Here is a 24,543-nt window from a genome sequence, read left to right as displayed (position 1 = left end):
CAAGCGCTAAAAGGTATCGCCGTTTACGACTTGCTATTAGCCCTGATCAGAGCGTGTATGTACGTGACGCAAAGACAGGAGCCGCCACCATGCAATACCCCGAACTCGCAACAGTCCAAGCCCGACTGACCTACCGGTTGGCCAGCTTCCTTCTCGAAAATCTCGCCGCCGGGCACACCGTCGAGTGGATGGACGCATTCCACGCCCAACGCCACGCCGCCGAGGCTCTCGGCATTGCAGACCGCGAGTTGCCGTGGCTGGGCACCCGCGTCGACCCACGCGGCTACAAGTCCTTCGGCAAGCGCCTGTCCCGCAAGATCGTCTGCGGCGACTGCGGACGGCCGTTCGGCCACAAGACCTGGCACTCCGGTACCCCGAACCGGGTCGACGTGTGGGAGTGTCCGACGAACTACGTCAAGCGCGGCACCTGCACCACCAGCCACCTCTACCAGGAGGTGCTGCTAGTGAAGATGGCCGAGGCGTTGCAGGTGCTTGCTGGGCGCAACCGCGCGGCGGTTGACCAGGCCGTGGACAGCCTGTGCGCCACGGGTGTGCAGCGACGCCCATCGACGCTCCACACGGCGATCGACAAGCTCCTGACCGAATCGCCGACGCAGCTTGCGCTCCACATCCCGGATTTCCTTGCCGTGCTGGAGGGCGGCTGCATGCTCACCGATGGCAGGCTCGGATTCGTGTTCATCACCGGCGAGGCCGTCACGCTCGACCTCCCGCAACGCTGGAGCCCCGTGATGCGCCCAGGCGAACTCGCAGCTACAGGGCGTTGCTGACCGGGCTGGCGAAGGCTTTCAGGTCTTCCCACGAGTCGGCACGGGCGGTGTCTTGCTCGTAGGCGATCAGGTAGCCCCAGTGCTGACCGGCGTAGGCATCCTCAGCCACCAACCGGCGCACCAGCGCCTCGGCAGCTTTACGCTTGGCCTGCACCCTGGCGTCATCGCGGCCGCGCTCGTCTTTGCCCTCGATGATCCAATGCACCCCGTTGGTGTCCAAGGCCACGAAGTCGGGGAAGTAGCGGTCTTTCGCGTTGTAGTACACGAACGCCTGGTCTTGCGGATGCAACCGATGCCACCACACGATCCCCGGCGACGTGTTGAGCAGGCGAGCAAGCTGGTATTCGCCGGTGAAGGAGTCGAAGGATTCCTCGGCGAATAGCGACTTGAACCAGCCACCGTAGACCCGGCCTCGCACGAACTGGTCACGACTCTCGATCTGGTTATGCACCTTCTCACCCAACGGGAGCGTGTAGCCGGTGCCTGGCATCGACTTGGGGTGTATGGTCGGCACCTCGCGGGTGGCTCGCAGTGTCTCGGTTGTGTAGTTCTTGATCAGCGCTAGGAGTTCGGCGCGGGCGGAGTCGAGGGATTTGACGGTCCAGCCGGTGAACGTCACGGCACGCATGAACTTCGGCACCAGGAACGTGGCGACGTAGCGGGCGGTCTGTTCGGTTTTGGGCACCAGCGACATGTTGATCACTAGTTTGACCAGCGCCTCCTCGGCGTCGGCGTCGTCGACGTGGACGGAGTCGACTTCGGCGCTTTCTCGATCCTCTGCCCGGAGTTTCTTGCCTAGGGCGGCGATTATCTCTTTGCGCAGCAGCACGTCCCCAGCAGAGGTGACCCGACGCGCCGCTTGCTCAATCTCGGCGTCACTGATTTCTGACAGGTCAATGGGCGGCTGCTGCACAGTCATCGTCGTCACCGGGAATCGGTAGGACACGTCAGCAAAGCTCGGGTTCCGTCCGATCGAAACCAACTCCCAGGTGGGCTGATCCTCCTGCTCGGTGATGGTACGAACCCCGACACCGGGCAAACCCAGATCTTCGTCACCACCGTTGACGGGAACGGTGCCCGGCTGAGGTTCTACGCCACCGGTTCCCTCACCACCGGTACCAGCACCAGGCCCCGGAACAGTCGTAGTCGATGGTTGACCGCCGGTCGCGTCTGTGCGTGCATCTGTGTTGGATTGTTCGGCGGCTTTGCGGATCGCCTCCTCAACCTTGGCTTTGTCGGGTTCGGGGACGGCTTCGTCCAATCCGAACTGCTGCAGCACGTTCTCGGCGTTCAACAATTCGGTGAAGGACTGGTGGGCGATGATGTCGAGCTGGTCGATCTGCCACACACCCGTATACCGGCCGAACGGCAGCCGCAGCCCGCGCCCCATCGTCTGCTGAGTGAGCACCTCAGAAGCCATCGCCCGCAACGTCACGACGACCGCGATGTTCTTGACATCCCAGCCTTCCTTGAGCTTGTTCACACTCACCACCGCCAGCACCGGCGATTCGGGTCGGTCCAATTCGTCGAGGCGACGCTGGGTCAACTCATCCTCGTGCTTGGAGTCCACCTGCAGCACAGCCGAATCCCGGCCGAGGTACTCCGGGGTGCGCAGCAGCTCGGCGACCTGAGTGGCATGCTCAACATCGGAGCAAACCACGAAAGCGACCGCGTTCACATGATCGCGGTTCTGGGAAGCCGCGTACGAGTCATAGTAGGCCTGCTTGAGCGCACGTAATTGCAGCGCGTCACGCAACTGCTGCTCCTCAGAGGCTTCATCGGTGCCATATCCAGTCTTGCGGAACGCCAACACCGGGGCCTTCACATACTTGTCCTGGATGGCGCGGTAGAGCGGGTACTCGTAAATGACGTGATCGGTGGCCTTGTCCACCGACGCGGTCAACCCGATCGCCGCTGCTGGATCGAGTTCCTTCAACGCTGCATTGAACGCGACCGCACTGGCCCCGTACAGGTGGGATTCGTCGGCGAGCACAACCAGATCATCGAGACCCTTGAGGTAGTCGAAGAGCACACCAGCGTTCTCATCAAACCGGCGGGGCTTACGGCGCATCGCGTCCTGGGTACCACCGTGGGTGTCCCCGTCTTCGGACTTCGGTGCGATGAGCTGCTGAATGTTGAAGATAAACGCCAGCATTGGCACTTCACGGCCGAACGCGAGCCGAGCCGGGCCGTTTTGACGGGCCACCCAAGCAGAGTAGTCCTGCGGGGTCACCACTTCAGGTGGCACAGCCGATCCAGTGATGTATCGGGGCGAGCCCGGCGTGAAATTCTGCACGGTCTTTGCCTGCACCGTCTTGCCCGGGGTGACGATCACGACGTTACCGGCACCTTGGCGACGCAGATACTCCACGAAGGCGGCCATCAGATACGTCTTGCCCACACCGGTGGCTAGGTTGAGCACCTGCATCACGGCTGGGTCATAGTCGCCGTCCAGAGTGAAAACCAGCTGGCGCAGTGCTTCCTTGTTCGGAGCACGTAGGTCGAACTCGGCACTGATCGACTCCAGCATGTCGGAGTCAAAACTGATGTTGAGCCTGGTCGCCATCACTGGTCACCACCCTCGCTGTAACGGAACACATCATCGGGCAATGTGACCACCCGCGACCCCTTCACCGCACGGCGTAGATGCTGGCGGACCCCGTCCATCGCGGTGGTTGCTGCTAGCACGATCGTCTCTCCGGGTTGAACTTGGGAGGCCAGCCAGTCGACGATTTCGGTCGTGGCGACACCCTCCACCACCTTCAGCAAGGCATTGCCATGGCGGGCATCAAAAATGTAGTCATCGTTCGGGTGCAACAGTGTGAACCCGAGGTTGGCAGCCACCGACTCGATCAGAGCCTGTCCGGTCGCGGCCGCCGTTAGCATCACCCGGTCCAGTTCAGGGGTGTAGTCGAAACACGCAGGCGAAAGGTGGGCCACCTGGAATCCGCCCCCACCACGCCAGTTCACCACTTCCTTCGTGCGTCTGGTCTTCGATGCAGCCTTCAGTGTCTTCACCTCGACGCTCTTCTTTAGTTCCGGGTCGTCCTTGATCAGCTTGTTGAGCACGCTCGTGAATTTCGCGGCGTCCTCCGGCGAGACTCCATCAGGAAGTCCGTCTTCCGTCGCGTCGACCCGTTCGCCCTTCGTGCGCGTAATTCCACCAGGGTCTTGGTCGTTGACGACCTTCTCCAGACGGGGACGCGTGAACGTGGTGAACGTCGACTCCAGCAATTCGCACGTGACCCAACGCCGACCCATCTTCTGAGCAACTGCAGCGGTGGTGCCAGAGCCGCCGAACACATCCAACACGATGTCGCCAGGACTGGAGCCGGTGTGAAGAATCCGCTCCAGAAGACGCTCCGGTTTCGGAGTGTCAAATGGCGTCAATGCTGGAAACAGAGCTTTCAGCTCGGACTTGGCAGCGCGATTGTGGCCGACATCCTTGTTTTCCCACCATGTGCGAGGATTGTTTCCCTCGGTGGGAATATACGCCTTACGTCCGATTCCTCCCGTCGAACGGATCAGAATCTCCGGGAGCGGATCGCCTGAAATGCGTCGTGCGGCCACCCGCTTACGTGCTTCATCGAGTGGAACATCCAAAACTAGCGCACACACATCATCGGACGCCTTATCTCTAGGTACTCCCTCATTGCTGGCACGCCAATCAGCGTCATGAAGATTCTCCAGCCGATACGGAACCCACCCCTGCAAGCCGTCAAGAATGCGCTGTTGCGAATATCGCCAACTGGCACCTTTAGGAGGGCGCATCATTTCCCCTGTCAGGGGGTTCTGGATCGCATAGCACATGCCTCCCGAGCCGTCGCCATGATTACCCGATGGGTCACCGTCCCACCAAGGTCCGAGGGGGTCATTGTCCGGATTAGAGAAGCGGGCGTTGTCGGCTGCTGTGCGAAGAGCCGTGTTTGGCTCGAAGGCCTCGCTACGGCGGTAAACGATAATGAAATCCTGGTCCACCGAGAAACCCAAACCACGCCGAGGGGAGTCAGCCTTTTGCCAAACAATTTCTGCTTGAAAATTCCCCGCACCAAACACCTCGTCCATGAGGAGGCGCATACGGTGCGCCTCCACATCATCCAGGTGCACCCAGATTGATCCATCTTTCGCAAGCAGCTTCTTCATGTGGAGCAGCCGGTCGCGCATCATGGTCAGCCAGATGGAGTGCTCTAGGTTGTCCTCGTAACTGGCGAATGTTTGCGCGGTGTTAAACGGCGGATCAATGTAGATCAGCTTCACCTGACCCACATACTTCTTGGCTAGTTCGGGCACTCTAGTGAGGGCTTCGAGCACATCGCCGGATTCGCCCAAAATGAGCAAGTTGTCGTCCTGGGGCTCAAGGTCGGCTCGTTCGGAGTAGGCAAAATCATCAGACTTTGGTGTCTGCGCACCTTGCACGTAGTCGTCCAGCACGAGGGTGTGGGTTTCGCAGTAGCGCGGATCAGAGGGGTCAACCCACGTGTAGCCGTACTTCCCGGTCTCAGTGGGGATGAGAGCCTTGTCCTTGTTGTACCAGGTGAGCTGCAGGCGTTGAGCGGTCATCTAGTCGGTTTCTCCCTTCGTGTCAGTGGGGACGACCTCGCAGATTTCGACGACCCCGTCGAACAGGTCTTCCTTCATCGCAGAGAACTCCTGCTCTCCAGTGGAGATGAGATCCCGGAGGTTTCGACGGACCCCTTCCGCATCCCAGAAATGCCCACGCTGTCGAGAAAACACCTTCTGGTATTGATCCGGTAGGTCACTGATATCAGTGACTGAGATTCTTAGGTGTTCCGTGAGAGCAGCGTACATCTGTGTGGTGTAACCGGATTCGAGCAAAGGGTCAGGCGAGTCAGGAATTTTCGGGGCGGGACTCCACGGCAGCGAAGAAGTCCCCAAATGAAGCTTGCCACCACTAATCCTGCCTTCGGCTAACGGCAGGTTGGTAAACAAGTCCAGTTGCGGCTGCGGGGCAAAACCGTCGGCAAGCAGATCCCGATCCTTACTATTTTCCCACAGGATCGCTTTCAGCCATTGACCCACAGCTGAAGGGATTTGCCCTACATCTTGCACATTGATGTTGGCCATCATCAGCTGTGTTTGGAACGTGACGAGCGCGTCGATCCCGATAGGGTCACAGAGTTGTTCCACCTTGCTCGTGTCGAGATGAAGATGGAAGTCTTTGGCCTTCCAATCAGGCAGCTTTCTTTGCCCGTTGAAGAATCGCACAAGGTCGGTCTTGTTAATCCCAGCCCACACTTCGGCTGCAATCGATGTCTTCCCCGGTTTTCTCTTCTTTTCGTGCGCGGACGTTTCGATAAAGACAGTTTCCTGATCCATCACCATGTCGAAGAAGTCCATCATGAAGCCAGTTTTTGTCCGGGCGACGCCTGACATGAAGGGGTGGACGGTTTGACAGAAAGCGCCCAGCGCATAGCGGGGGTCAGAAGATGCTGCCATCTCGTCTCCTCTCCGTCTTCTGTCGTCTTGTCTCGTCTCATGTGTTAGCGACTCGTTTTTCTACCGTGAAAACAGGTTCAGAAGCCGAGTGCAGTTCTTCGGATGAAGATATGTCGATTCTACCTCGATGTGCACGTTTCTGAACAGCAAGTACACGAACGTGGCGCGAGGAGGTGAGAAGAGACATGGGAACCCGTAACACGAAGCAGACGTCTCGACCGGTCGCCAAGAAGGCGTCGGCACTGCTGCGCGACGGTCGCACCTCGGCCAAGATGAAGTCGATCGCAGCCTCGGCGTTGGCTCAGGCCAAGCCGCGTAAGGGCAAGTAGCCCTCACGACTGTCCTGGCGGCCAGACGTCATCCGGCAGGACAGTCTCCACCTTCGTGGCGGCCAGATCCGGACCGGTCACCGGCCGGCCGTCTCACTTCTACACCCGCATGCGTTTTTCAACCGTATTCGGGAGACCTCCGTTGAGCGCTTGACGGGCACCACCTGTATCCGGGTTCACCCCGGGTCGGGTTGGTGCCCGTCACTGTTTGCGCTTAACACCACGGTCTCTCGTCGGTTGCCCTCAACGAGGTCTCCCTTCGCAAGAAGGGAAGCCCTCACGTGGCATTCAACAAGCAATTCACCGTCCCGTACCTGACCCCCAGGGGCAACACCATCGACCTACCTGTCCCTGACCTGCCCGACAGCGAATTTCAAAATTCTTTCTAGAAGCGCTCTTATGCTGGTTGAGTTTCTGCCGCCACTGGTGGGCGAAACGGTTTAACTCTCCCTGCACATGTGAACGATCATAGTATGTCGGCGCAGACATTATGCTCCTCTAAAAGGGGATAAAACTCTTTTATTATGGCAGATGTCCAGGATTCTATTGGCAGGAACCGTTAATAGAATAACGCGCACGTTAAACCCCTCACTCCCAGGTTTTTCTTCATGGAAGAGTGGGGGAGTGAGGGGTTTAGCGTTGGTAACCCGTTATTTCTACGGCACTTTTTGGGGAAGAACGTTTAGGAGTTTTCAGCCCCAAAATTTCTCTGCGAGGGTGCCGTGTCGGGGTTAAATATCAGCCGCCTGAACCTTCAGGGCACGAGCCACGCCGTCGCGCGCTTCCGCAATCTGCCGGCGCAGCGCCGCCGCGTCCTCAGGCAATGACGCCAAATAAGTTTCGGTGCGTTCCAGCAGCTCGGCGGTCGGCTCTGAGGGGTACATGCCGCTAATAATCTGCAAAGAAATCTCGTGCGAACGGGAACGCCACACGCCCTCAACCAGCTCAAAGTACGGCTCAATATACTGCTCGGTCAGTTCCTTCTCGCCAGCCTTAAACCCGGCAATGGCGTACCGCTGGATCATGTTCGACAGTTCACCGGTCACCATGATCTTCTCCCAGTACTCTGCCTTAGCCTCGGCGGTGGGGAACGATGCGTACGCCTGCGCCGCATACTGCTGGCCGTTCGCGGTGTTATCGCGCTCCAGCTCGGCCGCAATCTGCTTGCTGGTGGCCCGCCCGCCGGTTGCCAGGCGGCACAGCAGGTTCCACCGCAGGTCCGTATCAATTTCCAGGCCGTCGAGGGTGATCGACCCGTCGAAGAGGCGCTGTACGTTCTCGTACTGTTCAGCGGTGCGGGTCTGGTTAACGAACGCCTGAACCAGCTGCAGCTGCGAGTCTGAATCCGGCTGAGCGGCGCAAGCCAACGACCACAGGCGATCGGCGGCACGTTCACGAGTTTCATCCCTAAACTCAGGATTAACAAAGGAACGCAGAGCGATGGAGAGGTTACCCAGCTGGGTTCGCAGTGCAGTCGAATTAGTCTCTTTGCCGATATTATTGAGCACAAATTCCACATACTGCCGCGCTGGCATCTGGGCGTCACGCACGGTATCCCAGAGGGAACCCCAGACCACGCCGCGAGCTACCGACGAGTCGATGTCGCCCAGATACTTCACCGCAGTATCAATAGAACGCTCATCCAGGCGAACTTTGGCAAACGCCAAATCTTCATCATTGAGCAGAATCAGGTCGGGGCGTTTCTTGCCTACAGCCTCGGCAACCTCGGTCAGTTCGCCGTCAATATCCAGCTCAATGCGGTCGGTGCGAGTCAGCTTTCCGTCTGTCAGATCGTAGAAACCGATAACTGCACGATGCGGGCGCAACGTTTCATAACCGGCAGCATAGGATTGGCGGATACCCAGAGAAGTAATATTGCCCTCGGCATCATCGGCGACCTCGACCGTAAGTGTGTTTACCCCGGCGGTTTCAAGCCACTTGGCACTCCATGCGCGTACATCACGGCCGGAAGTTTCTTCCAGCTCGACCAGCAAGTCGTCAAGAACCGTGTTACCCCAAGCGTGCTTGTCAAAATACTTCTTCAAGGCCGCCATGAAGTTTTCCTGACCAACCCACGCAACCATCTGCCGCAGCACCGATGCGCCCTTCGCGTAGGTAATGCCGTCAAAGTTCACCTGAACATCATGAAGGTCACGAATCTCAGCCACAATTGGGTGGGTTGAGGAGAGCTGATCCTGCCTATACGCCCAGGTCTTCTCCGAAGCAGAGAACGTAGCCCATGCTTCCTGTGCGTAGCGGGTATTCTCAGCCGCAGCCAGTGTAGACATAAACTCGGCAAATGACTCGTTCAGCCACAGGTCATTCCACCACTTCATGGTGACCAAATCACCAAACCACATATGCGCAAGCTCGTGAAGTATCGTAATGGCGCGGCGCTCACGCAGCGCCTCTGCAACCTTGGAACGGAACACATAGGTTTCAAGATAGGTTACGCACCCTGCGTTTTCCATAGCACCCGCATTGAACTCGGGGACGAAGAGCTGATCGTACTTCTCGAAAGGATACGGCGTCTTGAACTGCTCCTCATAAAACTCGAAGCCCTGGCGAGTCAGCTCAAAAATATCGTCCGCATCCACATAGGGCATCAGCGACTTACGCGCGTAAACACCCAGCGGAATAACACGCCCCTCAGAGTTCGTCAGTTCGCTCGTAACCTTCTCATACGGGCCCGCCACGATGGCTGTAATGTACGAAGACATGCGCGGAGTAGGCTTGAAATACCATGTTTGTGCCCGACCGCAACCGCAGTCCTTGGGCTCAATCTTCACCTCGGGCTGGTTAGAAACCACAACCCAGTGCGAAGGAACACGCACGCTGAACTCAAACTCGGCCTTCAAATCTGGCTGCTCAAATACAGGGAAAACACGGCGAGAATCCGGAACCTCGAACTGTGAGTACAGATAAATTTCACCGTCCGCCGGGTCCACAAAACGGTGCAAACCTTCACCGGTATTTGTATAGAACATCTCTGCATCGATCTTCAGAACATTCTGCGCTGCAAGATTCGGCAGAGCAATGCGCTCCCCATCGGCAAGAGCAGGATCAAGCCGCTCGCCGTTTAGCTCAATCGAATTTACCTGAGAGGTAATAGCGTCAATAAACGTGGATGCGCCAGGCTCAGCATCGAACCGAATCTCAACAATCGACGAGAAAACATCTTTGTCTGTGCGAAGGTCGAGATCAACACGGTAGGTGTGAACCCGCTTAATAACTCCCGCACGCTCAATCGCCTCATCGCGGGTTAAATTTAGACCGGGCATGATTCCCTTTCTCGATATGTGTTTATAAATCTTCCTGTAGCGTTTTGCAGCGGACCTACCAGGAGAAACAGTGCAAAACCAAGCTCAAGAATATAGGCATCAGACAAATTCAGATATGTGTATGTGCCCCGGCAAAAAGTGCCTAGTACCACAGTCTAACGCATCCTGTCAGAGAGCACATTATTACTCATCACATGCGCAAAATACGTGCCGATGGTAAGGGCAGGTGTGGGCAGAAAAATATGTGCCGAAATAATACCTGCCATTGCCCCGATACCGGTTACAGGAATAAGTTTAAATTCGCTACAGTTATAGAGACACAACAGCTGAGGGCGCCCAGAATAGAGACGACTATCGCCGTGCACATTTCGGGAAGCCAGTCCACCACTCACTGCAAAGATATAAATATCCACGCTGTGAGCGCCACGGAACACCATCAGGAGAACCCCTTGCGCGTACATATCGCCACCGACCATGCAGGTCTTGAGACGAGTCAATACCTGATCGAACAGCTCACCGCCGCAGGATACGACATGATTGATCACGGGCCCCAAGAGTACGATCCGCTGGATGATTACCCAAGTTTCTGCATTAACGCCGCCCTTGCCGTTAAACGAGATCGTGATCAGGGGCTTGACTCGCTGGGCATCGTCCTAGGCGGTTCTGGTAATGGCGAGCAGATTGCCGCTAATAAAGTAGAAGGAATTCGTGCCGCACTGGCCTGGAATCACGATACTGCCGCTCTTGCCCGCCAACACAATAATGCCCAGGTCATTGCGGTCGGTGGTCGTCAGCACAGCAATGAAGAAGCACTAGAGATTATTAAGGTTTTCCTTTCCACCCCGTGGACGAACGAAGAACGCCACGCCCGCCGCATCGGTCAGGTTGCCGAATACGAGCGAACCGGTCGTATTGAAGGTAAGCATATCGACTCATAGCACCGTAGATCAGTAAGCCACAGATTTTTTATATGGATGCGGCGGTAGCGTACCCTGAAAAATCGGGGAATAACAAATGTCGCTGCATTCGCCGTTTAGTTTATAGGTATATGAAACACCCCAAGGCGCCGTCCGAATGATAGGCGGTGTACCGTATTAAAGGTGCATCTTCTAAAGTTTAGACCCCAGACGCATGCACCAAAATACAACCACAGACACGCGCTCACAGGAGAATTCCCATGCCCGAAGGACACTCGATACATCGTATCGCCCGTCAATTCAACGATGTTTTCACGGGGGAGAGCGTGCGAGTCTCAAGCCCACAGGGGCGTTATACGGATGGTGCAGCCCTTCTTGACGGAGCCAGCATTCTCAACGCATATGCGCACGGTAAGCATCTTTTCGTGCCCTTCAACAATGAGCTGACCCTCAACGTGCACCTTGGCATTTATGGCAACTGGAGCTTTGGAGGGGACGAAACTTTTACAGGCGCATCCAGCATAGGCGCACCCCGTAAGATCGGCGAAAAAGAATATACGGCGGGGGAGGCCGAAGAATATACCGGACCGCCCGCGCCGAAAGGCACTACCCGGTGCCGCATCGTTTCAGAACACGGTTGGGCTGACCTCGTTGGTCCCACTATCTGCCGAACCTTAAACCCAGACGAAGTTGCCCAGGTACGCGCCAAACTTGGACCGGATCCGCTCAACACCGATGCAGATCCCGAACGTTTCTATGCCGCAGCCCGCAAAAGCTCAAGGCCTATCGGCGTGATCCTCATGGATCAGGCCGCTATCTCGGGCGTGGGCAATATTTTTCGTGCCGAATCGCTTTACCGCCAAGAAATAGATCCTCTTCGCCCCGGTAAGACTCTCACCGATGATGAGCTGAGTAGACTCTGGGAAGATAACAAACATCTGCTCACCATCGGAGTGCGTGTCGGCCGCATCATTACCACCGAACAAAAGGACCGCCCGGGAATCCATGAAACCGAAGCCTGGCCTGAGCATGCTAACTACGTTTACCAGCACCACGGAGAACCCTGCCCCCGATGCGGCACCACCATTCGTATGGAGGAAATCGCGGGCCGTAAACTCTATTGGTGCCCTGGATGCCAGAAATAGCGTTAGCTACGGTCCCCGCAAACGATGCGCACCGAACTTGACAGTCTCCAGTACAGGCAGGTAATCTTATCTAGTTCTTGCGGGGATGTAGCTTAATGGTAAAGCCTCAGTCTTCCAAACTGATGACGCGGGTTCGATTCCCGTCATCCCCTCGGTATACATAAAACGCCTTGGTGCTTTGCACTGGGGCGTTTTCCTTATGCCGAGGGTCTGAAGTGGGAATCGTTTACGGACACGGATTTCGTGCCTCGTTTGCTCGGAATCCGTACCCTTCAGCTCGTCATCCCTTCGATAACAAAGCCTTGATGCTTCGTATTGGGGGCTTTTGTTGTCTCGGGTTTGAAACGGGAACCGTTTAAAGAGCTGGTTGTATATATGCCTGGTACGGCAAAATGAGACAAATCCTGAATGTAAGAAGTCTATATCTATGCGTCAACCTGGCAGGGCTGGGACGTGCAGAAGCGCCCGAATAAGTCGATACGCTTGAATAGATGACTATACTCAGATAATTCCTCAGAAAGACTTAAGGTTTTCGTGTTCTAAATTAGACATTCGAATGTTAGGCATTTATCCTTGTACACGGTAAACTTAAAAACCGAATGCCTAAAAGCATTCGCGTTTCACGGGGCGTGGCGTAGCTTGGCTAACGCGCCTGCTTTGGGAGCAGGAGATCGCAGGTTCGAATCCTGTCGCCCCGACGTGAAGCGGGCGTCGCATGTGCGGCGCCCTTTTCCAGTAACCAACTGCGGTTCACAGGCTTGTGCCGCATTCGACTATATGAGGAGAACACGGACGTGAAGACCGCCGTCGAGAAGCTCAACCCGACCCTCGCGAAGATCGAGGTCGAGGTTCCCTTCGCAGAGTTCAAGTCCTACCTGGACCGCACCTATAAGAACCTGGCTCAGCAGATTAACGTTCCTGGGTTCCGTAAGGGCAAGCTGCCTAAGCAGCTCATTGAGCAGCGCACAGGTTACGACTACATTGTCGAAGCATCTCTGAACGACGCCTTGAACGACTTCTACTCACAGGCATTGGGCGAGAATGAGCTCTCCCCGCTGGCACAGCCCGAACTTGATGTGCAGAGCCAGCCCACGGTGAACGATCGTGAAGCAGACGTGAAGCTGAACATCACCGTGACCGTTCGTCCTGAAATCGAGCTTCCCAACTATGAGGGTATCGAGGTTGAGGTTGACGAAATCAAGGTTACTGCAGAAGACGAAGAGCAGGCTCTTGAAGCTCTGCGTGAGCGTTTTGGTACCTTGAAGAACGTTGAGCGTCCCGCAGCTAAGAATGATTTTGTCACCATTGACATCACCGCTGAAATCAATGGTCAGGAAATTGACGCAGCAAACGACCTGTCTTACCAGATCGGTTCCGGCACCATGGTGGACGGTATTGATGAGGCCCTGATCGGTCTGTCTGCGGGCGAAGATGCAACTTTCGAGACCACGCTTTCCGGCGGCGATCACGCGGGGGAGGACGCAACCATTAAGGTGAAGCTCTCCGCTGTTAAGGAGCGTGAGCTTCCTGAGGTTGACGATGAGTTCGCGCAGCTTGCTTCTGAGTTCGATACTGTTGATGAGCTTAAAGCAGACATGAAGAACCAGGTTGCCGAGGCCAAGGTCTCTGAGCAGGGCGCACAGGCACGCGATAAGGTGCTGGCTAAGCTCATTGAGATGATTGAGGTTCCCGTACCTGAAAAGGTCATTGAAGAACAGCTGGAGCAGCACTTCAACAACCCCGAAGCCGGTGAAGACCACGATACCGAAGAGCACCGTCAGGAAGTTCGTGAGAACACCGAGACCGCCTTTAAGAATGAGATGGTGCTTGATGCTATTGCTGATGCTGAAGAAGTTGAAGTAAACCAGAATGAGATGATCAACTACATCATCACCATGAGCTCGCAGTACGGCATGGATCCGAACCAGTTCGCACAGATGCTTGACGGTTCCGGCCAGGCTGGAATGCTTGTGGGCGAGGTACGCCGCTCCAAGGCTCTAGGCGAAGTTCTTAAGAAGGCTGTCGTCAAAGACACTAAGGGTAAGGCTGTAGACCTTTCCAAGTTCCTCTCTGAAGGTGAAGAAGACGAGAAGTAGTCCTTCTCTCCGCAGATACCTATAACGGATGCGGGCGTGCATGTGCAGGAAAGAATCCTGCGGTGCACGCCCGCATTGTTGTGTTAAGTTTTGGTACATGCCCCAACAGAGGAAATAGATATAATGCGCTGAGGGTTGAGTGACGTTCGCCCTTTGGCGAACTACGGCGAAACTCCGCCCGAATACAGCCGTGACCCGGTATTGTAGTAGCAATGAATATTTTCACGGGCCCGCATGGTAGGGAGCGCGTGAAACCCATCGAGAAGAAGAGGGAAGATGTCTAGCTACATGCCTCTGCCTATTGGGTCTGGGAATAACACCCCGACTATGGCTACGAACCCCGTCACAGGGCAGGAAGATTACGTCTATAATCGTCTGCTCAAGGAGCGTATTATTTGGCTGGGGTCTGAAGTAAGGGACTCAAACGCAAACTTAATTTGTTCACAGATGTTGTTGCTATCGGCTGAAGATCCCGAGGCAGATATTTACCTGTACATTAACTCTCCCGGTGGCTCGGTGACCGCTGGCATGGCTATTTACGACACAATGCAGCTCATTCCGAATGACGTGGTGACTGTAGTAACCGGTATGGCTGCATCTATGGGACAGTTCCTTCTGACAGCAGGTGCCATGGGCAAACGTTATGCGACCCCCAACGCCCGAATCCTGATGCACCAGCCGCTTGGTGGTATTGGTGGTACCGCATCCGACATCCGTACTCAAGCAGAACTCATCTTAGATATGAAAAAACGTCTGGCAGAGATCACGGCTGAACGTACCGGTAAAAGCCTTGAGACCATTCTGAAAGACAATGACCGTGATAACTGGTTTACCGCTGAAGAGGGCTTGGAATACGGCTTCTTCGATCACATCGCACTATCCACTGGCGGTAATCTGACCGCCGAGGGTAAGTAAAGAGGGGAAATACACATATGAACTACCTACCTCAAGATTCTGCACCGCAGATGCCCTCGAGCCGTTACGTGCTCCCCAGCTTTGAGGAACGTACCCCCTACGGTTATAAGCGTCAAGATCCGTACGCCAAGCTATTTGAGGATCGCATTATTTTCTTGGGTACCCAGGTTGATGACGCTTCGGCAGATGATATTATGGCTCAGCTTCTCGTGCTTGAGGCTCAAGATCCCGATCGCGATATTACCCTGTACATCAACTCTCCCGGTGGTTCTTTTACAGCAATGACCGCCATCTATGACACCATGCAGTTTATTCGCCCCGAGATTCAGACCGTATGCTTGGGTCAGGCTGCATCGGCTGCGGCAGTGCTTTTGGCTGCTGGAACCCCGGGTAAGCGTTTGGCTCTTCCGAATGCTCGCGTGCTTATTCACCAGCCCGCCCTAAGCGGACAGCAAGGCGGACAGGCATCTGACCTTGAGATTCACGCGAACGAAGTTATGCGTATGCGTGAGTGGACTGCACAAACCCTGGCCCTGCACTCCGGCAAGACCTATGAGGAAGTTGACCGTTCGATCGAGCGCGATAATATTCTAACTGCTGCTGCCGCTCAAGAATACGGTTTAGTGGATAAGGTACTGGATTCGCGTAAACTTAACAAGCCTGCTACCAATACTGCTACGTCGCACGATTAGAAATATGAGTGTAGTCCTTTCTGTTGTCTAAACGTATATACGATTACTATTAGGTGCCGCATCCTCAAAATTGAGGATGCGGCACCTATACGTTATACCCCAAAAAGTACATAAAACCTCAAGTTACACAGCGTCATAATTGTCAAATTACATCGAATACGACACGCCGCATCACAGTGACAGCCTGTCTTCACACCTCAGCGAAAAACTAGGGTAGCCTGGTAACAAGCACCTTGTGATAGCTTGCAAACACTCGTAGAAAGGAGAGGGCGCGTGGCTAACACCGACAACACCGGTGGTACGGAAGAAAACAAGAAAACTGTTGCTCCGGGTATGCGTTGCTCATTCTGTTCTAAGACGCGTACCCAGGTTTTCAAGATTGTGATCGGTCCGCATGTCTCCATTTGCGATGAATGTATTGCACTATGCAACGAGATTTTGCATGAGGAACGGCAAAAAACAAAGAAGCCGCAGACCAAAAAGATCAAGAAACTCGCTACTCCTCGTGAGATTTACAGCTATCTGCATGATTATGTGATCGGTCAAGATTCTGCAAAACGCACCTTGGCGGTGGCGGTCTATAACCACTACAAGCGCATCCATGACTTAAACAATCCGGTACTTCACTCCCGAACCCTTTCGGCAACTGCGGGTGAATCCGTAGACCTGGGAAAATCTAATATTCTGATGATTGGTCCCACCGGCAGCGGAAAAACTTATCTTGCGCAGTCTCTTGCAAAGAAGCTTGATGTTCCTTTCGCCATTGTCGATGCTACTACGCTCACCGAAGCTGGGTACGTTGGCGACGATGTCGAGAATATTCTGCTTCGGCTTATTAACGCCGCCGACGGTGATGTCGAAAAGGCGCAGAACGGCATTATCTATATTGACGAAATCGATAAGATTGCCCGCAAAGGCGGAGAAAACCTATCTATTACCCGCGATGTCTCGGGGGAAGGCGTGCAGCAAGCGCTTTTGAAGATTATTGAAGGTACTCTGGCAACGGTTCCTCCAGAGGGTGGGCGTAAACATCCGGCACATACCAATCTTGAGATTGAAACCTCAAATATTCTCTTTATTGTCGCTGGTGCTTTCGATGGGCTGGAAGACAGGATCCTAGCCCGCACCGATCGAACCAGTATAGGCTTTGGGGCCGAGCTGACCGCCGCACCGGATACTGATCAGACGCTTTCGCAGATCATGCCCGAAGATCTGACCCACTACGGTATCATCCCTGAGCTAATCGGTCGTTTGCCTGTGATCTCTACGTTGAAAGAACTCACCACCGAAGAGCTTGAACAGATTCTTACGAAGCCTAAAAATGCTTTGCTGAAGCAGTATAAGCATCTCTTTGCGCTTGATGGCGTTGAGCTAATCTTTGAAGATGATGCTTTGCACGCGGTCGCCGAGCTCGCAGAAACCCGTAAGACTGGGGCACGCGGGCTGCGCTCCATGATGGAGGGTATTCTGCAACCGATTATGTTTGAGGTTCCTGACCGTCAGGACGTTACCTCCGTGGTAATCACAGAAGATACCGTGCGCACCGGTGCTGAGCCCGTATACGTTCTTGAGGCTGATGAAAAGTCCTCTAAGAGTGCTCGTACTCGCGCCAAGAAGAAGGCTGCGTAGGTTATTCGTGCAGGGTGAGAACCTGGCGGAATATTGGAGGTCTCGATGAGGTTTGAGCTTATACAATGATGAAAGGAAATACCCTCGTGACAACAACCGTTGATTTTTGGTTCGACCCTACCTGCCCGTGGTGTTGGATTACCTCGCGCTGGATTGGCGAGGTGCAGAAGGTTCGTGATATTCAGGTGCATTGGCGCCCATTCTCACTCGCTGTTCTGAATGAAGGACGCGAACTTGATCCTGGATACCGCGCTATGATCGACAACACCTGGGGCCCCGCCCGTGTAGTGGCTGCTGCCCGCGAACTCCACGGTGACGATGTTTTGAAGGCTCTCTACGATGCTCTGGGCGAGCAGATCCACCATCAGAAGAACATCTCTGAAGGAGACAAATTTTTGCCTGCTATTGAGGAAGCTCTCAAAGAAGCGAATTTGCCTGCGGACCTGATTCAGTACGCTACCACCGACGAATACGATGCGCAGTTACGCGCCTCGACAGCAGAGGCGCTTGATAAGGTAGGCGATGATGTTGGCGTGCCGCTTCTTGCGATTAACGATGTAGCTTTCTTCGGTCCCGTGCTCTCGCCCTCACCGCATGGTGAAGAAGCCGGTAAGGTCTTTGACGGTGCCGTAGCAATGGCATCGTATCCCGGGTTCTTTGAGCTCAAGCGCAGTCGTACCGTGGGACCTATCTTCCACGGTGAAGACGGGTAGTAGATTTACCATGTGCTATAGCTGAGCCGTTACGCTTTCTCTGGAGGAGCGTAACGGCTCAGCTATGCGTATTGAATTAGCTACTCGTTTGCTTTCGCCGAGAACCCCGATGCCGCAAGCGAATATCGCGCATATGGAATGTGCGTGCAGCCGTATAGCTGACCGCCGCATCCGAGGTGAAACCCAGCATGGCAAAAACACTGACTCCAAGCTGGAAGAAAAGCGCACTCAACGGCATATGCTGGTGCCCCCAGATAACACCGCCAGCGGTTACTGTAAAACTCACCGCAAGGAGTAAGAGAACCAGACGACGAGCCTTCGACGAGCCCCGGAGCGTACTCCAAAGCAGAAATAGGTGCACGAGAGAGAAGACAAGAGTTACCGCAAGAAGCACACCGCTCAGCACTGTCAAAAATGTTTGCCCTTGTTCCCCGGCAAGCAAGGCCGTAATTTCTTCACTCGCATCGCTTCTGAGCACCGTGCTGCGTAATTCCTGATGATTAACCACAGTCAGAACAGCGTTAGCAAGCTCTAAGAGAGTTGAAATAATCATCATCACAGAGGCTATCAGCAGACCCGCAGGCATCTCATAAGCTAGGTCATGAGCGCTCGCCAAGTTTAGGTCTTTAACCTGGCGCGGGTCTTTCACGCCCTCATTACTCAGCGTGATAATAGGCAGCGCGCCGTCCGTACGAATCGTATCTCCACCACCGTTTCGGGAGTGGTAGCCGGTCGAAAAATCTTCGATAATATCTACCCGTGTGCTCGGATGCGCATACTGAATAGACTCGACAATATAATCACGCTCAAAATCCGTATCGGCATCAATCCGATGCGTCACCTGCAGGGTGAAAAAGCTAAAGCCGACCCCTGAATCATAGGTTCCTGCTGCCAGCCAATCGACGCGGTGACCACCGGGAAGCAGCCAGCCATCCGGAGTTCGCCAAAACCGCACATGGTGGCGTTTCTTCGGGTTCCCGTCAACCTCCTGCTGATACGCAAAAGACTGTACTCGTCCAAAAATCTTGAGAGGAGATACCGGTGCTTCACTATAGGATTTTCGGGTAATTGTCGAAACAATAATCTTCCAGCTGGAAACCAAGGTGACTTCATCTGCGCGAGTCCAGCCAGCATCCTGCATCACCTGGTGAATTTGCTCTTCTGAGCCGATAATACCGATATTGACAGGGTCGCCTAATAATCCATCCGGGGTGCGGGTGCGCCCAATAAAATAGTCGGGCACATAGATGCGCGTCATGATCGCGTGAAATCGGGGGAGCGTCAAATAAGCGGTGACTGCCCAGAACGAAAGTGCAATTGGAATACCCCACCACGAATGTCCCACGGTATTAAGCAGGATCAGAACGGTAAGCACCACAGAGGCTATACCTGCCAGTGTGAAAAAAGCCGTATCCCAAATACCAACCCAGAAGGTCCTCGGAATAATATCCTTATGCTCGCCGCGCGACTCAAAGTCGCCCCGATACACTGGAGGAGATGTTGGAGGCGCGACCGTCACAGGTTTGCTCGCCATAACATGTTCTTCTGCTACACCCTCATCAATAATGTCAGAAGGTTTATGTGACATGGGGATTCCTTCTGCCTGCATAATCTGTGCGTTTGCGCGTTCGGCGCTTATGTGAATTCTACAGGCTACCATAGGGCAGTACGCAATAGGGCGTCGTTTCGCTGAACCGTTCCCACCATATAAAAAATGCTGGAGCGAAGAACCTAATTCTTCGCTCCAGCACGGAGTCTATGCCATGCGGCATATCCAGAAACAACGTGAGAACGTGGCTGTTCTAGAGAGACTACTCGGCAGCTTCTTCTACAACAAGCACTACATCACGAACTTCAAGTTCGCCTTCCGAAGGCACCAGAGAAACCTCGCGAGCGTTGCCTGCCGCCCGCAAATCCTCAAGACCAGACTGGATGCGCTCCAGCTGCTCCTGAGAGGCGGCAATCGTAGCAGATTCAACCTCGGTACGCTGCTTAACCTTTGCGTCACTCTTCGCCTTACGCAGACCGCCGAGTGCTTCTGCGACATCGGGGAGGACCTGCTTGAGGTTCTCAATCTGGGCGGGGTTCACATCAGCAAGTACCCACTGTGCCGAAATACCGTCTGTTGGGTTGTTTGCTGCATACTCCGCCAATAATGCACCTTCAAGAACCGGCAGAGCCTGTGGCCAGGATGCGCGGTGCACGCTGCCCGCACGCCACCACGACCAAATCTCTTCGGTCACAAACGGCAGGAAAGGCGCGAAGAGCCGCAGAAGCGCATCCAGAGTGGTGGCGAGAGCCGCCAGCACAGAAGCCTGCTCGGTCTCGCCACGAGCGCCGTAGGCGCGGTCTTTAATGAGTTCCACGAAATCATCGGTGAAAGACCAGAAGAAACTCTCTGCAATCTGGAGGGCACGAGCGTATTCGTATTTCTCGAAAGCAGCAGTTGCTTCCTCAATGAGGTACGCCAAACGCACAAGCAAGGAGCGATCCAGCGCGTTGGTAAGCACCTGCCCCTGAGACTGCGAGGTAATCACCGATTTCTCAGTAGCACCCAAATTCAGCACGAACTTTGAGGCGTTGAGAAGTTTAATCGCCAGGCGGCGGCCGATCTTCATCTGACCTTCGTCATAAGCGGTATCAGCGCCCAAGCGGGCCGAGGCTGCCCAGTAGCGTACCGCATCCGAACCGTATTTATCGAGTACATCGTGCGGGACAACAACATTGCCCTTAGACTTCGACATTTTCTTGCGGTCGGGGTCAAGAATCCATCCCGACAGTGCGGTGTTATACCAAGGTACAGAGGATGCAAGGGTCTCGGCGCGTACGGTGGTGGAGAAGAGCCAGGTACGAATAATATCGTGTCCCTGCGGGCGAAGGTCCATCGGGAAGGTCTTCGCGTGCAGTTCAGGATCTGTAGCCCAGCCGGTTGCAATTTGCGGGGTGAGTGAAGAAGTAGCCCAGGTATCGAGAACATCTGGATCGGCAATAAATCCGCCAGGTACACCACGCTGGTCTTCCGAATATCCGGGGGCAGCTTGCGAGGCCGGATCCACCGGAAGCATATCCTCAGCCGGCAGAATCGGGTTCTCACAATCCGGCTCACCCTCGGCATCAAGCGGGTACCAGAGCGGGAACGGAACGCCGAAGAAACGCTGACGGGAGATCAGCCAGTCGCCGTTAAGACCTTCCACCCAGTTTTCGTAGCGGCTGCGCATAAAGGCGGGAACCCAGTTGATTTCGCGTCCGCGCTCAATAAGCTTTTCGCGGCGCTCGGCGTCGCGACCACCGTTGCGAATATACCACTGGCGTGAAGCCACGATCTCAAGAGGCTTATCGCCCTTCTCATAGAACTTGACGGGGTGTTTAATCTTTTTCGGCTCACCCTCCATCTCGCCAGTTTCAACAAGCATTTCGACTACGGTCTTCTGACCGGTAAAGACGGTGGTGCCCGCCATGCGCTCGTAGCGTTCGCGGCCTTCGGCAGAGGTAATCCATTCGGGAGTCTCGCGGGAGAAACGGCCGTCACGCCCGATGAGGGCTCGGGTTGGAAGCTGCAATTCACGCCACCAGGTAACGTCGGTGGTATCACCGAAGGTACAGATCATGGCGATGCCAGCCCCTTTATCGGGCTGAGCCAGCGGATGCGCCATCACCTCGACCTCAACGCCGAATAGAGGAGAAGTCACTTTCGTTCCGAAGAGCGGCTGATACCGTTCATCATCGGGATGCGCCACCAACGCTACACAGGACGGCAACAGCTCGGGGCGGGTAGTCTCAATCCAGACTTTTTCGCCATCTTCGCGGTGGAAGCTGATACGGTGGTATGCTCCGTCGCGTTCCTTATCTTCAAGCTCGGCCTGCGCTACGGCGGTTCGGAAGGTAACGTCCCACATAGTCGGTGCCTCCGCCATATAAGCATTACCCGCCTCAAGGTCTTTGAGGAATGCAAGCTGTGAGACTTTGCGTGAATGCGCATCTATGGTGCGGTAGGTATGGGACCAGTCGACGGAAAGCCCCAGGGTTGTGAAAAGATGCTCGAAAACTTTCTCGTCTTCAACAGCGAGTTCTTCACATAGCTCAATGAAGTTATTGCGTGAAATACGTGGCCACTTTGCTTGGCTGCGGTCGGGTTTGGGTGAGCCATCGGCCTTGAGCGGAATCAGCTGGCGAAAATCTGGGTTATCGGGAACGGAAGGGTCGCACAATACACCGTAGTAGTTTTGTACGCGACGTTCGGTGGGCAGACCGTTATCATCCCAGCCCAAAGGATAGAAGACGTTCTTGCCGCTCATACGCTGGTAGCGGGCGATGACGTCGGTTTGAGTGTAGGAGAACATGTGCCCCACATGGAGCGAGCCGGACGCGGTCGGCGGTGGGGTATCAATCGAATAGACCTGTTCGCGCGTCGTGTTCTCGTCGAAGGCGTAGGTTTTCTGCTGTGCCCAGCGCTCGGAGAGTTTGTCTTCGAGGCCTTCGAGCGCGGGACGATCAGGAACGTTAATCTGTGCGGGCGAGTCTGAGCCCTGAGTATTTTCAGCCATAGGGGCTATTTTCTCATACTTTATGGGCTGTGGCGGTGTATCGCTAGCATAGGTTGGCGCTTTACGATGAGTGAGTTTATAGATATCCCGTATAGCGCAGAAACGTATCATCACGCACCATATGCCTGTGTTTCGTACTCTGCTAATGCACGCTCAACTCGTGCAATAAGCTCGCGTTGCGAGGAGAGAAAACGGCGCTGTTCCCGGCGTGGAAGATGCGAAAAATAATGATAGAACTTTGGGTCCCGATAGGTCTGTCCAAAGAGGAAATGTAGATCGGAGCTCCAGGGGCGACGCGTTCTTGCACGGATTTGCTCGGCCCGAGTACGAAGCTGCTCGCGGCGGGTATAGAGAGCATCGCATTGTGTGCTGCGAGAGCGAAATGCTAAAAGATCCATAGGTATATCTGTAGTTTCCGTGCCTTATGTGAGGTATTTATCTATTCATCGTGTGTTACCTCTCGATTCCCTATCACAAGATACCGCATAAGAGTAGACTGGTGAATATCACACAGGAAAACTTTTTAAGGGACTTCCATGTTTGAGATATCAGCTCCTGTTATGACGGTACTTGCTCTTCATCTCGCGATCGTTGCGGTTTGCGTTTGGCATTTAACAACGCGAACCGGATACAACGAAGAGCGTCTGCATATGATACTTCCGCTTGTGCTTTTCTTGCCGGGAGCGGGAATTTTATACCTCATGTCAGCAAAAGCAGGAACCGTTCCTCCCGATACTACGAAGACGGGCAGCAGCTCTCGCCATTTTGAGCATCGTCTGGGTTTCCGTGACGGTAAACGTTCTAAATGGGGTTTTCCCCAGCGGAAACGCTAAGAGTACTGCGTTATGCACCTTTATAAGGTGAGCGTTCATGAGAGTGGGAAGAATCGATAATGCTGTCTGCTATCCCGCAGATGTACGATGCGCGTGTGACTCTGTTAGCGCGCATTGCCTATCTTTCTATACGATAATTTTGTGTATGGCATCATAGATGAATAAGACTTTCACCACCGACGTGGAAAGGTAAGTTCATGATGCTAGACAATACTCGTATTCCTGCCAATCCATTTGCCCCCAACGCTTGTGAGGGTAAAGTTGCCGTCGTAACAGGAGCCTCCAGTGGCATCGGTCGCGCAACCGTTGAACAGCTAACGGCTACCGGATGGACGGTTTATGCGCTTGCTCGCCGTACCGAACGTCTTCGCACGCTTGAAGCAGAGACCGGAGCGCATCCTATAACCTGTGACGTTACTGATGAATCGGCAGTAAACGCAGCTGCAAAGCAGATCATAACGGAGCACTTACAGCTTGATGCGCTGGTTAATATCGCTGGGGGAGCGATCGGTCTTGATCGTGTTACTGATGGAGATCCGGAAGACTACCTTGCGATGTACCGCCTGAATGTGCTCGGAATTCTACATACGGTGCGTGCCTTTGCTCCCGCACTGAGGGCTCAAGGTCAGGGGAGCATTCTGAACCTGACCTCCACAGCAGCCGAAGGCGGTTATGAAGGAGGTGCAGGGTATAACGCCGCGAAATTCGGTGCTCGGGGACTTACCGAGGCTCTGCGTCTTGAGGAAGCTGACCACAATGTGCGCGTCATTGAGATTCGCCCGGGTATGGTGCATACAGAAGAATTTTCATTGAACCGCTTGGGGTCTGTGGAAGCTGCCGAAAAGGTATATGCCGGGGTACAGAACCCTTTGGTGGCAGAAGACGTTGCTCAGACAGTAGTTTTCGCATTGAATATCCCTCACCATATCAATCTTGATCATGTGACTTTGCGTCCGCTTGCTCAGGCAAGCCAGTTCAAGGTCATCCGGTCTTCGTAGATATTTAAAGAGGTGCTACAGATACCGCGTGCAAAACTAAGGTTTCGCACGCGGTATCTGGCGTTCTTATTACTCCTTCAAGAGAAACCTGAGGTTTACTCCCAATATTCGTAATATATGCGCTATTGGTCTGATTTTAACGTGGATTAAGTAATGGTAAAAATAAATATTTGGTAACACTTTTGGGGTGGTGGTACAGTTTCTCA

18 protein-coding genes and 2 tRNA genes are annotated in these 24,543 nt (G+C 54.5%); 13 read left to right on the top strand and 7 right to left on the bottom strand.

Annotated elements, in window-relative coordinates:
- Positions 1 to 89: 89 nt before the first annotated feature.
- Entirely contained in the window at positions 90 to 788 is a 699-nt protein-coding gene (locus HMPREF2804_RS07750; RefSeq protein ID WP_070534432.1) for a recombinase zinc ribbon domain-containing protein, read from the top strand.
- On the opposite strand, the gene HMPREF2804_RS07745 is transcribed toward HMPREF2804_RS07750, so the two are convergent.
- From HMPREF2804_RS07745 to HMPREF2804_RS07735, 3 genes are read right to left on the bottom strand one after another with little or no spacing between them, the layout of a single operon-like run.
- Positions 772 to 3,354 carry a DEAD/DEAH box helicase gene (locus HMPREF2804_RS07745; protein ID WP_070534431.1) on the bottom strand — a complete coding sequence of 861 codons (2,583 nt, stop codon included), beginning with the start codon at positions 3,352 to 3,354 and terminating at the stop codon, positions 772 to 774. The two genes, HMPREF2804_RS07750 and HMPREF2804_RS07745, sit on opposite strands and share 17 nt — an antisense overlap.
- On the bottom strand, positions 3,354 to 5,348 hold the full coding sequence (locus HMPREF2804_RS07740) for a site-specific DNA-methyltransferase (protein ID WP_070534430.1): 1,995 nt from the start codon (positions 5,346 to 5,348) through the stop codon (positions 3,354 to 3,356). Before HMPREF2804_RS07740 ends, HMPREF2804_RS07745 begins: the two co-directional genes overlap by 1 nt.
- Positions 5,349 to 6,245, bottom strand: coding sequence for an ABC-three component system protein (locus tag HMPREF2804_RS07735; protein WP_070534429.1), 897 nt, complete (start codon positions 6,243 to 6,245; stop codon positions 5,349 to 5,351).
- Between the two features lie 185 nt (positions 6,246 to 6,430).
- On the opposite strand from HMPREF2804_RS07735, the gene HMPREF2804_RS11115 reads away from it, so the two are divergent.
- Complete coding sequence (locus HMPREF2804_RS11115) at positions 6,431 to 6,574, top strand: hypothetical protein (RefSeq protein WP_168162140.1); 144 nt, start codon at positions 6,431 to 6,433, stop codon at positions 6,572 to 6,574.
- A 731-nt stretch (positions 6,575 to 7,305) separates the two neighbouring features.
- Here HMPREF2804_RS11115 and pepN read toward each other — a convergent pair.
- A complete protein-coding gene (gene pepN / locus HMPREF2804_RS07730; RefSeq protein WP_070534428.1) occupies positions 7,306 to 9,855 on the bottom strand; it encodes an aminopeptidase N in 2,550 nt (849 codons plus the stop codon).
- A 155-nt stretch (positions 9,856 to 10,010) separates the two neighbouring features.
- Entirely contained in the window at positions 10,011 to 10,247 is a 237-nt protein-coding gene (locus HMPREF2804_RS07725; protein ID WP_141744370.1) for a hypothetical protein, read from the bottom strand.
- A 57-nt stretch (positions 10,248 to 10,304) separates the two neighbouring features.
- Here HMPREF2804_RS07725 and HMPREF2804_RS07720 point away from each other — a divergent pair, with 57 nt between their 5' ends.
- The 9 genes from HMPREF2804_RS07720 to HMPREF2804_RS07680 all read left to right on the top strand — a co-directional run bounded on the left by HMPREF2804_RS07720 (position 10,305) and on the right by HMPREF2804_RS07680 (position 17,962).
- Positions 10,305 to 10,793 (top strand): ribose-5-phosphate isomerase, encoded by a 489-nt coding sequence (locus tag HMPREF2804_RS07720; protein ID WP_048755272.1) that lies wholly within the window; start codon positions 10,305 to 10,307, stop codon positions 10,791 to 10,793.
- A 239-nt stretch (positions 10,794 to 11,032) separates the two neighbouring features.
- The gene (locus HMPREF2804_RS07715) at positions 11,033 to 11,917 is read left to right on the top strand and encodes an Fpg/Nei family DNA glycosylase (protein WP_048755273.1); all 885 of its coding nucleotides are present in this window, start codon (positions 11,033 to 11,035) and stop codon (positions 11,915 to 11,917) included.
- Between the two features lie 81 nt (positions 11,918 to 11,998).
- Positions 11,999 to 12,069: transfer RNA gene (locus HMPREF2804_RS07710), tRNA-Gly, on the top strand.
- Between the two features lie 471 nt (positions 12,070 to 12,540).
- Positions 12,541 to 12,615 (top strand) — tRNA-Pro (locus tag HMPREF2804_RS07705).
- 96 nt (positions 12,616 to 12,711) lie between these two features.
- On the top strand, positions 12,712 to 14,013 hold the full coding sequence (tig, locus tag HMPREF2804_RS07700; protein WP_048751461.1) for a trigger factor: 1,302 nt from the start codon (positions 12,712 to 12,714) through the stop codon (positions 14,011 to 14,013).
- A gap of 276 nt (positions 14,014 to 14,289) precedes the next feature.
- Positions 14,290 to 14,928 (top strand): ATP-dependent Clp protease proteolytic subunit, encoded by a 639-nt coding sequence (locus HMPREF2804_RS07695; protein ID WP_048751459.1) that lies wholly within the window; start codon positions 14,290 to 14,292, stop codon positions 14,926 to 14,928.
- A gap of 17 nt (positions 14,929 to 14,945) precedes the next feature.
- A complete protein-coding gene (locus HMPREF2804_RS07690; RefSeq protein ID WP_048751458.1) occupies positions 14,946 to 15,620 on the top strand; it encodes an ATP-dependent Clp protease proteolytic subunit in 675 nt (224 codons plus the stop codon).
- 333 nt (positions 15,621 to 15,953) lie between these two features.
- Positions 15,954 to 17,249 carry an ATP-dependent Clp protease ATP-binding subunit ClpX gene (gene clpX / locus HMPREF2804_RS07685; protein ID WP_048751527.1) on the top strand — a complete coding sequence of 432 codons (1,296 nt, stop codon included), beginning with the start codon at positions 15,954 to 15,956 and terminating at the stop codon, positions 17,247 to 17,249.
- A gap of 65 nt (positions 17,250 to 17,314) precedes the next feature.
- Positions 17,315 to 17,962, top strand: a complete 648-nt coding sequence (locus tag HMPREF2804_RS07680) for a mycothiol-dependent nitroreductase Rv2466c family protein (protein ID WP_048751457.1) — start codon at positions 17,315 to 17,317, stop codon at positions 17,960 to 17,962.
- 76 nt (positions 17,963 to 18,038) lie between these two features.
- Here HMPREF2804_RS07680 and HMPREF2804_RS07675 read toward each other — a convergent pair whose 3' ends face one another.
- Positions 18,039 to 19,496: an LssY C-terminal domain-containing protein gene (locus tag HMPREF2804_RS07675; protein WP_070628024.1), complete on the bottom strand. Its 1,458-nt coding sequence runs from the start codon at positions 19,494 to 19,496 to the stop codon at positions 18,039 to 18,041.
- 277 nt (positions 19,497 to 19,773) lie between these two features.
- Positions 19,774 to 22,506, bottom strand: a complete 2,733-nt coding sequence (gene valS, locus HMPREF2804_RS07670; protein WP_070627861.1) for a valine--tRNA ligase — start codon at positions 22,504 to 22,506, stop codon at positions 19,774 to 19,776.
- Between the two features lie 536 nt (positions 22,507 to 23,042).
- Between valS and HMPREF2804_RS07660 the strand changes: the two genes are divergently transcribed.
- Positions 23,043 to 23,339, top strand: coding sequence for a hypothetical protein (locus HMPREF2804_RS07660; protein ID WP_037230985.1), 297 nt, complete (start codon positions 23,043 to 23,045; stop codon positions 23,337 to 23,339).
- A gap of 200 nt (positions 23,340 to 23,539) precedes the next feature.
- Positions 23,540 to 24,337, top strand: a complete 798-nt coding sequence (locus tag HMPREF2804_RS07655) for an SDR family oxidoreductase (RefSeq protein WP_070448591.1) — start codon at positions 23,540 to 23,542, stop codon at positions 24,335 to 24,337.
- Positions 24,338 to 24,543: the final 206 nt, after the last annotated feature.

The organism is Rothia sp. HMSC065G12 (assembly GCF_001811455.1).
In the GTDB taxonomy this organism is placed as follows: Bacteria; Actinomycetota; Actinomycetes; order Actinomycetales; family Micrococcaceae; genus Rothia; species Rothia dentocariosa.
Note: the sequence above shows the minus strand (reverse complement) of the source record. Positions and strands in the feature narration are given on the sequence as shown.

Coding starts and splice junctions, on each gene's coding strand:
- HMPREF2804_RS07750 (WP_070534432.1), top strand. CDS start 90: ATGCAATACCCCGAACTCGCAACAGTCCAAGCCCGACTGACCTACCGG.
- HMPREF2804_RS07745 (WP_070534431.1), bottom strand. CDS start 3,354: ATGGCGACCAGGCTCAACATCAGTTTTGACTCCGACATGCTGGAGTCG.
- HMPREF2804_RS07740 (WP_070534430.1), bottom strand. CDS start 5,348: ATGACCGCTCAACGCCTGCAGCTCACCTGGTACAACAAGGACAAGGCT.
- HMPREF2804_RS07735 (WP_070534429.1), bottom strand. CDS start 6,245: ATGGCAGCATCTTCTGACCCCCGCTATGCGCTGGGCGCTTTCTGTCAA.
- HMPREF2804_RS11115 (WP_168162140.1), top strand. CDS start 6,431: ATGGGAACCCGTAACACGAAGCAGACGTCTCGACCGGTCGCCAAGAAG.
- pepN (WP_070534428.1), bottom strand. CDS start 9,855: ATGCCCGGTCTAAATTTAACCCGCGATGAGGCGATTGAGCGTGCGGGA.
- HMPREF2804_RS07715 (WP_048755273.1), top strand. CDS start 11,033: ATGCCCGAAGGACACTCGATACATCGTATCGCCCGTCAATTCAACGAT.
- HMPREF2804_RS07695 (WP_048751459.1), top strand. CDS start 14,290: ATGTCTAGCTACATGCCTCTGCCTATTGGGTCTGGGAATAACACCCCG.
- HMPREF2804_RS07690 (WP_048751458.1), top strand. CDS start 14,946: ATGAACTACCTACCTCAAGATTCTGCACCGCAGATGCCCTCGAGCCGT.
- clpX (WP_048751527.1), top strand. CDS start 15,954: ATGCGTTGCTCATTCTGTTCTAAGACGCGTACCCAGGTTTTCAAGATT.
- HMPREF2804_RS07680 (WP_048751457.1), top strand. CDS start 17,315: ATGATGAAAGGAAATACCCTCGTGACAACAACCGTTGATTTTTGGTTC.
- HMPREF2804_RS07675 (WP_070628024.1), bottom strand. CDS start 19,496: ATGGCGAGCAAACCTGTGACGGTCGCGCCTCCAACATCTCCTCCAGTG.
- valS (WP_070627861.1), bottom strand. CDS start 22,506: ATGGCTGAAAATACTCAGGGCTCAGACTCGCCCGCACAGATTAACGTT.
- HMPREF2804_RS07660 (WP_037230985.1), top strand. CDS start 23,043: ATGTTTGAGATATCAGCTCCTGTTATGACGGTACTTGCTCTTCATCTC.
- HMPREF2804_RS07655 (WP_070448591.1), top strand. CDS start 23,540: ATGCTAGACAATACTCGTATTCCTGCCAATCCATTTGCCCCCAACGCT.